General features: G+C 71.2%; 8 protein-coding genes. 5 read left to right on the top strand and 3 right to left on the bottom strand.

Features of this window, described 5'->3' with window-relative positions; translation table 11 throughout:
- Positions 1–211 precede the first annotated feature (211 nt).
- Entirely contained in the window at positions 212–1,012 is an 801-nt protein-coding gene (locus ABT369_RS55100) for a sugar phosphate isomerase/epimerase family protein (protein ID WP_350626291.1), read from the top strand.
- Between the two features lie 183 nt (positions 1,013–1,195).
- Here the strand turns inward: ABT369_RS55100 and ABT369_RS55105 are convergent, their stop codons facing one another.
- The 3 genes from ABT369_RS55105 to ABT369_RS55115 all read right to left on the bottom strand — a co-directional run bounded on the left by ABT369_RS55105 (position 1,196) and on the right by ABT369_RS55115 (position 4,614).
- A complete protein-coding gene (locus ABT369_RS55105) occupies positions 1,196–2,581 on the bottom strand; it encodes a serine/threonine-protein kinase (RefSeq protein WP_350626277.1) in 1,386 nt (461 codons plus the stop codon).
- Between the two features lie 277 nt (positions 2,582–2,858).
- Positions 2,859–3,320 carry a MarR family winged helix-turn-helix transcriptional regulator gene (locus tag ABT369_RS55110; RefSeq protein ID WP_350626279.1) on the bottom strand — a complete coding sequence of 154 codons (462 nt, stop codon included), beginning with the start codon at positions 3,318–3,320 and terminating at the stop codon, positions 2,859–2,861.
- A gap of 526 nt (positions 3,321–3,846) precedes the next feature.
- Positions 3,847–4,614, bottom strand: a complete 768-nt coding sequence (locus ABT369_RS55115) for a DUF72 domain-containing protein (protein ID WP_350626281.1) — start codon at positions 4,612–4,614, stop codon at positions 3,847–3,849.
- 194 nt (positions 4,615–4,808) lie between these two features.
- Between ABT369_RS55115 and ABT369_RS55120 the strand changes: the two genes are divergently transcribed.
- The 4 genes from ABT369_RS55120 to ABT369_RS55135 all read left to right on the top strand — a co-directional run bounded on the left by ABT369_RS55120 (position 4,809) and on the right by ABT369_RS55135 (position 10,185).
- Entirely contained in the window at positions 4,809–4,937 is a 129-nt protein-coding gene (locus tag ABT369_RS55120; RefSeq protein ID WP_350626282.1) for a hypothetical protein, read from the top strand.
- A gap of 363 nt (positions 4,938–5,300) precedes the next feature.
- Positions 5,301–8,063 carry an ATP-binding protein gene (locus ABT369_RS55125; protein WP_350626283.1) on the top strand — a complete coding sequence of 921 codons (2,763 nt, stop codon included), beginning with the start codon at positions 5,301–5,303 and terminating at the stop codon, positions 8,061–8,063.
- A gap of 408 nt (positions 8,064–8,471) precedes the next feature.
- Entirely contained in the window at positions 8,472–8,726 is a 255-nt protein-coding gene (locus ABT369_RS55130) for a DUF6412 domain-containing protein (protein ID WP_350626284.1), read from the top strand.
- Between the two features lie 889 nt (positions 8,727–9,615).
- Entirely contained in the window at positions 9,616–10,185 is a 570-nt protein-coding gene (locus tag ABT369_RS55135) for a YidC/Oxa1 family membrane protein insertase (RefSeq protein ID WP_350626285.1), read from the top strand.
- Positions 10,186–10,236 lie beyond the last annotated feature (51 nt).

Consider the following 10,236-nt stretch of genomic DNA (forward strand, 5'->3'; position numbering starts at 1 on the left):
CCGAGGGCATGCGAGTCGGTGTTCGTTCGTGCGGTGGGGCGTGCGCGAGTGCGTGCGGGTCGCCGTCGTGTGGGTGGGTGTTCGTTTGTGCACCGGCTTGTGCGCGGCAGGGGGCGAAACCGGCGCGCTGCGCGGTGTTGGTTGAGGTGCGGGGTGGGCTTGCACGTGCGGTACCAGGGAAGAAATAGCTGATGGAGGCACTGTGAGCGACCTGTCCCGGTTCTCGCTGAACCAGGCGACCACCAAGCGCTGGCCCATGGAGGACACCGTTGCCGGCTGCGTGGCCGCCGGCGTCCCCGGCATCGGGTTGTGGCGCGACCAGGTCGGAGAGCTCGGGGTCGAGCGCACCGCGGCGCTCGTGCGATCCGCCGGGCTCGATGTCACCACGCTCTGCCGCGGTGGGTTCTTCACCGCCGATGACTGGCGCGACGACAATCTCCGCGCGATCGAGGAGGCGGCCACGCTCGGCGCGCCCGTGCTCGTGCTCGTCAGTGGCGGCCTGCCCGCGGGCAGTCGTGACCTCGACGGGGCACGGCGGCGGGTTGCGGACGCGATCGGGGAGCTGGTGCCGCATGCGCAGGCGGCCGGCGTACGGCTCGCGATCGAGCCGCTGCACCCGATGTTCGCTTCGGACCGTTGTGTGATCGCCACGCTCGGCAACGCGCTCGACATCGCCGAGGCTTTCCCGGCCGACGCGGTCGGAGTTGCGATCGACACGTATCACTTGTGGTGGGACGACCAGGTTTGGGAGCAGCTGGCGCGGGCCGGGGCCGCCGGGCGGATCGCGTGTTTCCAGCTCGCGGACTGGATCACCCCGCTGCCCGAGGGCGTGCTGCTCGGGCGTGGGCTGCCCGGCACCGGCTGCGTGGAGCTGCGGCGCTTCCGCGAGGCCGTGGACGCGACCGGTTACCGCGGGCCGATCGAGGTCGAGGTCTTCCACGAGGACGTGTGGTCACGCCCCGGGGCGGAGGTGCTCGACGAGGCGATCCGGGGCTACCTCGAACTCCTCTAGCGCGGCGGCCGCACCGAAGCGCTCGGCACCGCGACGCCGTGAGCGTTACGACGCGAGGAAGCCACGAGCGCTGTGCCGCAGGAGGCGTGAGCGCCACGGCATGACGGCGGCGGGATGCCGTGAGCGCCGTGGCGCGAGGATCGTGGGATGCGTGAGCGCCACGGCGCGGGGAAGCCGCGAGCGCTACGCCGCGGGCGGACCCCCGAGGGGCGTGTCGGTCGGCGGCTCCGACGTCGGCGTGGTCGGGCCGGCAGTGGTCGGCGCGGGCGTGGTCGGCGTCGGTGTCGGCGTCGTCGTGACGACCACCGGCGTCGTCTGCGTCGGCGTGACCACGCCGCCGTCGACCGTCTGCGTCGGGGCCGCGGGCTGGGCCGTGTTGGTCGGGTTGCCGATCAGCTTCTCGTTCGAGCCGTTGTTTGGCCCGTTCCCGAGGCCGGCGGTCGCGGCCGGAGCCGGAGCCGGCGACAGGTTCGTGGTCACCGAGTCGCCGCCGGTCGTGCCGTGGTGCGTGTCGCCGGGGTTGCCGCCGATGAGGTCCGAGGTCGTCTCGGCCGCGGCGAAGACGAGCGCGAGGGCCATCGGCAGCGCGATCGCCATCGACGTGACCCGGCGCCGGGACATCTGAGCCGGGGCGCGCAGCCAGCGCCGCTGCACGGGGACGGTGGCCGCCTCGAGGTCGTCGATGGCCAGGCCGAGCAGCAGCTGGCGCGCGTCCGGGCGGTCCTGCGGGTCGCGGCTCAGGGCGGCGGCGACGAGGTCGCGCACCGGGTCGGGAATGCCACTGAGGTCGGGCTCGCCCTCCAGGATCTTCCAGGCGCGGGCGGCCGCCTCCTCCCCGCCGTAGGGGTGGCGGCCGGTCGCGGCGAACGCGACGAGGCAGCCCCAGCCGAAGATGTCCATCGCCGCCGTGGGCTCCTCGGCGCGCAGCTGCTCGGGGGAGGCCCATCCGAGGCTGCCGACGATGTTGCCGGTACCGGTGATGTCACTGGCGGCGTCGAGTGCGCGCGCGATGCCGAAGTCGATGATCCGGACACCACCGAGCGTGACCATCAGGTTGCTCGGCTTGAGGTCGCGGTGCACGAGGCCGACGTTGTGGATGGCCGCGAGCGACGCCGCGACCCCGAGCGCCACGCTGTGCAGCATGGCCGGGTCGAGCGGGCCGTCGTCGGCGACGAGGCGGGACAGCGGGATGCCCTCGAGGTACTCCGTGACCAGGTATGGCCGCTCCTCGAACACGCCCGAGTCGAGCACGCGCGCGGTGCAGAAGCCGGGCACCCGCTGGGCGGCGCGGACCTCGCCGGCGAAGCGCACCCGGAAGCGGGGGTCGCGCGCGAGGTGCTGGTGCACCAGTTTGACCGCGACCCGGCTGCCCTCGGGTGACTGCGCGAGGTAGACGGTGCCCATGCCGCCGACGCCGAGCTGGCCGAGCAGTCGGTAGTCGTCGATGCGGATCGGGTCGTTCTGGGTCAGGTCGCCGACGGAGGCGCGCCGGGCAGGCGCGGCCGAGCGCAGCGGCAGGTCCGGCGAACCGGACTCACCGGCGTCGTCGTGGTTGCCTGCCTCGGTCATCGGGATCCTTCCAGGGACTTCGGGGGACATGCGGCTTTCACCAGCAGTCTGATCTCTTCACGGGGAGATGAAAAGACCGTGCTGTATGCATCAGTTGTGCCCGTTCGGACACCTTTTTGCGGTTGGCGGCGCTGCCTCGAACAGTAGTCCAGTCGGGCCGAATCCTCCGCGCCGGAGGTCACACCCGTTATGGCACTGTTCAGGTTTCATGCCCAACGAGCGGGCCCCGTTCGAATGACGCATTTCCCCTCTTGGGGGGTCATTCGGGCAAAGGGCGTTACCGCGATCGCTCCAGGTGATCGACCAGTCCACGCAGCGCGGCGGTGATGCGGGCGAGTTCGCCGGGCTCGAGGTACGACAGCGCGTACGACTCCGCATGCTCCGCCTCCGGGAGCAGCTCCCGGATCAACCGGTGCCCCTTGCGGGTCAGCTGCAGCAGCACCAGGCGGCCGTCGTCGGGGTGATTGGCCCGCTTCATCAGGCCGCGCCCGGAGAGCGTGTCGACCACGCCGGTGAGGGTCGCCTTGGAGATGCCGGCCTGCTCGGCCACGTGGCGGGTCTCGATGCGGCGTGCGGCCCAGACGGTGCGCAGCACCACGAAGCCGGTCCAGGTCAGCTGGCGGGGGCGCAGCACCTCCTGCTCGACGTGCTGCCGGACGGCGTTGGCGGCCCGGTGCAGGTGCAGGACGGCCTCGGTCGCGCCGGTGAACGCGCCGTCCCGCCCCACCGTTGCGGTCATCGCGTTCCGCGCAGGTGTGCGTGTGCCGACGCGACCCCGTGCTTGCCCATATGGGCGGCCCCCCTCTGGTCCCCACATCGAACACACAGAATATCGGGAACGTTTCGGTTCCGTTGCCCCATCATCACTCTGTGCGATCTCATGGCGACCTCCGGTGCCTGCCTTCTGGGCATTCACCGCGTTTGTCCGGCGGTTCTGCCGGATATCCGATGAATTGAAGCGTCCTAGATCATCGGGAGACGCGGTCGTGCTCGCCTCCGCCCGTTCCACGGGAGAAGAGAAGGGGTCCGGCCCGCCTGATACATCGACGTCGCCCGGCACCGCGCGGGCGGCAGGACCGGCGGAGAACCCACCGCCGGTTCTGCCGGTGTTTCTGCCGGTCGGTGGTAGCGCTGCGTAGTCGAATGCCGTACTAGTCGCGATCGTCGCGCTTGCGGTTCAGCAGGTGCCGCCGCTGCCAGACGAGCACCGCGAAGAAGGCGACGACGACGAACGCCACGCAACAGAACTTGGCCACCGGGGAAGCCTACGACCAGCGGGGCAGTCGCTCCGGGGCGCGCCCGGCCGGGAGTCCCCGGCGCTCGGCCAGCCGCGCGAGGGCCACGGCGTCGGCGACGGCCGCGCAGCCCTGGTCGTTGTTGAAGTACACGTAAATGTCCTGGTTCGTGAATGTCTCGGCCAGGCGGGCCGTCCACGAATCGAGGCAGGAGCGGCCGTAACGCGGCCAGGGCGTGGCGCGGCCCTCGTGCAGGCGCAGGTAACCCCAGCCCGCGGTGCGCCACAGCGGCGCCTGCGGCCGGCCCTTGCGATCCGACCAGCACAGAGCCGCGTCATGCTGCGTCAGTACTGCCTTCACGTCGCCGTTCCACCAGGAGTCGTGCCGCGGCTCGACCGCGATTCGCGCGCCGCTCGGGAACGCCCGCAGGGTCCGGTCCAGCGCCTCCGGGTCGGCGGGGAGAGTCGGGGGCAGCTGCAGCAGTACCGGTCCGAGCTTGCGACCCAGCCCGGCGGCCCGCTCCATGAGGCGGCCCACCGGCTCCTCCGGCTCCCGCAGGCGCTTGACGTGCGTGAGGAACCGGCTCGCCTTGACCGCGACCGTGAAGTCCGCCGGGGTACGCGTACGCCAGTCCGTGAACGTCTTGCGCTCCGGCAGCCGGTAGAACGCGTTGTTCACCTCGAGGGTGCTGAACGCCGCCGCGTAGTGCTCCAGCCACAGACGGTGCGGGACGTCGCGGGGATAGAAGCGATCGCGCCAGTCCTTGTACTGCCAGCCGGAGGTCCCGATACGCATCATGCTCGACCCGTTCCCCGTCTCGCACGCCCGTAACCTGCGGCGATGCGGCATGACTAGTCCGGGCCGGACATACGTAGACGCGGGCGGGGGTCGTCTACGTATGTCGGGGCGGCGCGATTACGTAAGCGTGACAGATGGAACGCGGGCCTTACTCCGACAGGATGGAGTCACAAGGTTGAAAGGGGCCCGACACCATGAACGTCCACGAGAGCCTGCTCAGCGAGATCTCCCGCCAGCGTCGCCAGGACATGCTCGACGACCACAAGTACTGGACAAGCCGCGTGCGGCTGCGCCGTCGAAACCAGCGCGAGCACCTCGCCTGAGCCACCCGCGACCGAACCGCGGGGGAGAGCAGCCTCGGCCTTGCCGGGGCTGCTCTTTTTGTGCCCGGCGACCGGTGACTAGTCGCCCCCGGCGATGACTAGGCCGGGCGTAGGGCCGAAGATACGTAACAGGTGCAGATGGCAGGCGAGGCTTACCCCGACAGGATTGGGTCAACGGTCGATCCAAGGAGTCGAAGCCATGCACCCGGTCTTTCTCTACAGCCAGCTCCAGCACCGCCAGCAGGGCCTGCTCGGCCTCGAGGCACAGCGCCGCGCCGACGAGCGGGTCGGACGCCGGCAGTGGTGGCGCAGGTCGCGTCCATCACAGCCAGAGCATCGGCCGCCCGCCGGTAGGCTGGTGGCGTGCGGGCCAGCCGTAGCGGAATGAGCCAGGTGATGGTCGGCCGCGACGACGAGCTGCGCCGGTTGCGCCGGCTCGTCGACGGGTCCGAGCCTTCCATCGCCATGCTCGGCGGGGAGCCGGGCATCGGCAAGAGCCGCCTGGTCCAGGAGCTCATCGCCGGCCTGCCCGAGACGGTTCCGGTCCTCGACGGCCAGGCCGATCCCGGCGCCCTCAGCCGCCCCTTCGAAGTCCTCCTCGACGCCATCGACAGCAGCCGCCGCGCCGAGCTGCTCGACCCGGAACTGCTGCGTGTCGTCACCGACGTGTCCCGCTCGATGATCGACCGCATCCAGGCCGGGCTGGAGATCGTGCGGTTGCTGACCACGCCCGGCCCGTCGATCGTCCTCTTCGAGGACCTGCACTGGGCCGACTCCGAGAGCGTCGCGCTGTTCGAGCGGATCGCCGAGCTGCCGGGCGAGCGGCTGCTCATCGGGACCTACCGGCCGGACGAGGTCACCCGCCGGCACCCGCTCGCCGATCTGCTGACCCGGCTCGAACGGCGGTACACGATCACGAACGTGCGGCTCGAGCGGCTCAGCCTCGCCGACACGTCGATGTTCCTGAAGTCGGCGACCGGGCGCCCGCCCGCCTACCGCACCGCCCTGTCGCTGCACAACCGCACCGGCGGCAACCCCTTCTTCCTCGAGGAACTGCTCAAGGCCAACGGCGACGCCGACCTCGACACCCTGTGCGACCGGCCGCTGCCGTGGAACATCGCCGAGGCCCTGCGCCGCCAGCTCGACGACCTCGACACCGGCGAGAAGCGCATCGTCGAGGCCGCCGCGGTGCTCGGCCGCAAGGTCCCGTTCGACCTGCTCGCCGCCGTCACCGGATTCGACGAGAACGAGCTCATCGACGGCCTGCGGGACCTGGTGCGCCGCGGGCTCATGGTCGAGACCGGCGACGACGAGTTCAGCTTCCGCCACGCGCTGACCCGCGAGGCCATCGTCGACGAGTTGCTCGCCCGGCAGCGGCGCCGCCTGCACGAGCTCGCCCTCGAGACGCTGCTGTCCACCGGCAGCAAGGACTACGCGCTCGTGGCCCACCACGCGCGGGGCGCCGGGCGCTACCTCGACATGGTGGAGGCGGCGCGGCGGGGACTGGTGGTCTACCTCGCGATGGGCTCGCCCTACCAGGCGCTCCAGCTCGCCGAGATGGGCCTCGACGAGCTGCCCGACGACGTCGAGCTGCTGTCCTGCGGGGCCCGGGCCGCGTGGCTGGCCGGCCTCCTCGACGACGCCCAGGAGCTCGGGCGGCGCTGGCTGGACGCGGCCGACACCCGAGAGGAGCGCGCCGACGCGCTGCGGCTGCTGGTCCGGCTCAGCTGGGAGGTCGGCAGCAGCGGGAGCATGCAGGAGCGCGCGGCCCAGCTCCGGCGGGAGATCGCGCACCTGGACGACGGGCCGGCCAAGGCGCACGCGTATGCGGCGATCGCCCAGGCGTACATGCTGCACGACGACACAGAGCGCGCCGTGGCCTGGGCCGACATGGCGATCGCCCTCGGCGAGGAGCTCGGCCTGCCCGCCGTGTGGCTCGCCGGCAAGGTCGAGAAGGGCTCGGCTCTCGTCAACGTCGCGGCGGGCGTCGAGGAGGGCGTGAAGCTGCTCAACGAGGCCACCCAGGAGGCCGAGGAGGCGGGCGAGTGGCTGCTGGCCGCCCGCTCGCTCAACAACCTCTACAGCCTGCTGCCCGGCGGGCCCGCCGACTGGGCGGCCGCGCTGGAGCGGATGCGCACCTACGCCGAGCGGGCCGGGTTCGATTCGCTGGCCGTCGCCGCCTACTTCCAGGGCCGCGCCCGCCTCGCCGTGCAGGAGGGCAACCTCGGCGCCGCCCTCGCCGAGCTGGAGGCGGCCCGCCGCCGCGACCGTGGCCTGCTGCGCACCCGCAACGGCAGCGACTACCATGGCGTGCTCTTCGCCGGGCTGCTGCTGGAGGCCGGCGAGCTCGACAAGGCCGACATGGTCATCCGCGGCCTGATCGAGCAGTCCACCGACGCCTACACGATGCTCACCCAGACCTCGGTGCCCGGCCTGCAGTTCCACCTCGCCTGCCGCCTGGGCCGTGCCGATCTCGCCCGCGAGCTGCTGCGCACCGTGCTCGACGCCGTCCGCGTCACCGGCGTCACCGGCCGCGACTTCGCCCACGACCTCATCTCCGCGGGCCTGGCCGCCGGCCTGCCCGTCGACGAGCTGCGCCCGATCGCGGCCGCGATCGACGACCCGCTCTTCGACGACGCGTTCCGCTGGCTCGCCGACGCCCAGATCGCCGAGGCCGCCGGCGACCCCACGGAGGCGCTGCGCCTCTACCGCCGCGCCGTGGCCGAGCCGACCATGCTCCTGCCGGCCCAGCGCGGCTCCGGCCACCTGGGCGTCGCCCGCTGCCTGCTCGCCCTGGGCGACCTCGAGGCCGCGCGAGCGTCCGTCCGCGCGGCCGAGCCGTTCCTGTCCCGCTGGGCGGGCTGGCGCGTCGCCGAACTCACCGGCCTGCGCGGCCGCCTGGGCCTGACCGCCCCGACCGTCGCGGGCGACCAGTCGCTGACTCCGCGCGAGCGCGAGGTGGCCATCCTGCTCGCCGAGGGCCTGACCAACGCCGAACTGGCCCGCCGGCTGTACATCTCGCCCCGCACGGCCGCCGTCCACGTCTCGAACATCCTGAGCAAGCTGAACCTGGAGTCCCGCACGCAGATCGCGGCTTGGGTCAAGTCGCGCGAGCCGGCCAAGTAGCCGCGCCTTTCTTCGTCGCGCACCGCCTGGTTCCTGGCCTGGGGTTCTCGGGCTGCGCACGTCGGTCGGCCCGCCCTTCTTGATGTGTGGGCCGCAGTGCTTCGCATCGCCCTTCTCGCTTGCTCTCCGTGATGTGCGCTGTTTGGCGTGATGCTCGCGGTCACCGCGCCGCTCAGCCGAGGTGGTGTCCGGCACGCTCGTCTTCCGCCTTGGTTCGGCCCGGCATTGGGGTGTTCGTTCGTGTGCTGCGCACTGTGGCGGCTTTCGGTGCGCGGTCGTGTCTTTGTTCCGGCCGTCGCGCGCTCGCCAGCCTGGGGTGGACGGCTACGCCCGGCGGAGGTGTTCGGGGCGGCGGAGTACTCCCGTGGGCGGATGTGCTCGTTGCCGGAGGTCCCTACCATCGGTGGCATGTCGTGGTCGATGACCACCCTGATCGCCGCGTGGGCCCTGGTCGGCTCGCCCGGTGACGTCGTCGCTGTGGCGACGGCCGTACTGGCCGCGCTCGCGGTCGTCCTGGCGGCCCGGTTCGTGGCCGGGGCGCCGGCGGCCCCTGCGCGGCTGCTGGCTCTGCCGGCCCGGGCCCGGATCGGCCTCGGGCAGGCCATTCGCTCCGTGGACCCCGACGCAGACGGCCGGCCGCGGCCCCGGGCACCCGGAGTCTGATCGCTCATTCCGCACCGCCGAGCTGAATCGCCGCACCGCTGAGCTGATTTGCTCAGGCGCGGTGCCGAGCGCTGATCGGACGCGACGGTGACTGAAATCGGTGAGCGCGCTTTGTCGGCTGGCTCGCGCAGCGCGCACCGCCGATCGAATCGCTCGCCGTGCGCTGGCGAGTGGTCCGGTCATCGCGCACATCGCTGCTGCGTCGTTCAGTGTGCCCGGTTGCGCGGTTTGCTCGCCGTGCGCTGTTGAGCGAGTTGCTCGTTGCGTGCATTGCTGCCGCGTCGCTCAGCGCGCCCGGTCGTGCGGTTTGCTCGCCGTGCGCTGTTGCGCGTTGCGTGCATCGCCGTCGGGTCAGTCAGTGCGCCCGGTTGCGCGGGTTGCTCGTCGAGCGCTGCTGACCGAATCGCTCAGTGCAGGGTTGCGCGGGTTGTTCGCCGTGGGCGGTTGAGTGAGCTGCTGATCGTGCGTTGCTGAGCGGCTGCCCGTGGCGGCTCATCGCGCGTTCCTGGGCGGCTGTTCATTTGCGTGCTTGAGGCGACTGCTCAATGCGCGCGTTCGAGCGGGCTGTCGTGGTGCGTGTCTGAGCGGGCAATGGTGCGCGTTTGGTCGCTGCTCGTTGCGCGTTGACGGCGAATCGGTCATTGGGCGGGCGGTGAGCGTTCGCTCATTGCGCACTGGCGAATCGCTCAGGCGTGCGGCTCGCCGGGCTTCGTTCGCGCTCGTTGAGCGAACTCTGCTCGTGAGTGTTCACAGGCGCCGGCGCGCAGGCGCGGTGCTGATTCACGTTGGGAAATCACCTGGTCACGACGCTGGGCGCTGGATTGTGCGCCTTGACGGTGGTGGCCGCCGGAAATGCCATCGGACTTTGCGGATGTGAAGGGTCGGAATCGTGGTACATCAGATTTTGCTTGTGCTGGCTGGGCTGCTCGGGTCGGTGCCGCTGGCGATTGTTGTCGCGACGCTCCTGCTACGTGCGGGGTTGCTGCCGTTGAGTCTTCGGGCGTATCGCGCGGAGCGAGTGCGGGCGAAGCTGGCGCCTCAGCTCGCGCAGATTCGGGAGCGGCACGGGCATGAGCCTGTCGTGCTTGCCGAGAAGACCACGGCGCTCATGCGGGAAGCCGGGTCCGGGCCGTTCGCCGGGCTGCTGCCGATGCTTGCCCAGGCGCCGTTCATCTGGCTGCTGTACCGGGAGTTCACCAACGGGGACATGCGCGGGCATGCGCTGTTCGGGTTCGATCTCACCCAGCGGTTGATCGGAAACCCGGGGCTGCTCGCCGGGTGGCTGATTGTGGCGGCGCTCGTCGGGATCGCGGTGTGGAATGTTCGCCAACTGCCGGCCGGGTCGCCCGTTTATGTGCGGGTGTTGTCGTTTGCCACGGTCGCGTTCGCGGCGTTCGTGCCGGTCGCGGCCGGGATGTCAATCCCCTGGAACCGTGGAGGACTGCGTTATGCGGCTTGAGCCTCCAGGGCTCGAGCCGTTGATCGTTCGTAGTCGATAGGAGAGGACCCG

It is taken from the genome of Dactylosporangium sp. NPDC000244, from assembly GCF_040300725.1.
Taxonomy (GTDB): domain Bacteria; phylum Actinomycetota; class Actinomycetes; order Mycobacteriales; family Micromonosporaceae; genus Dactylosporangium.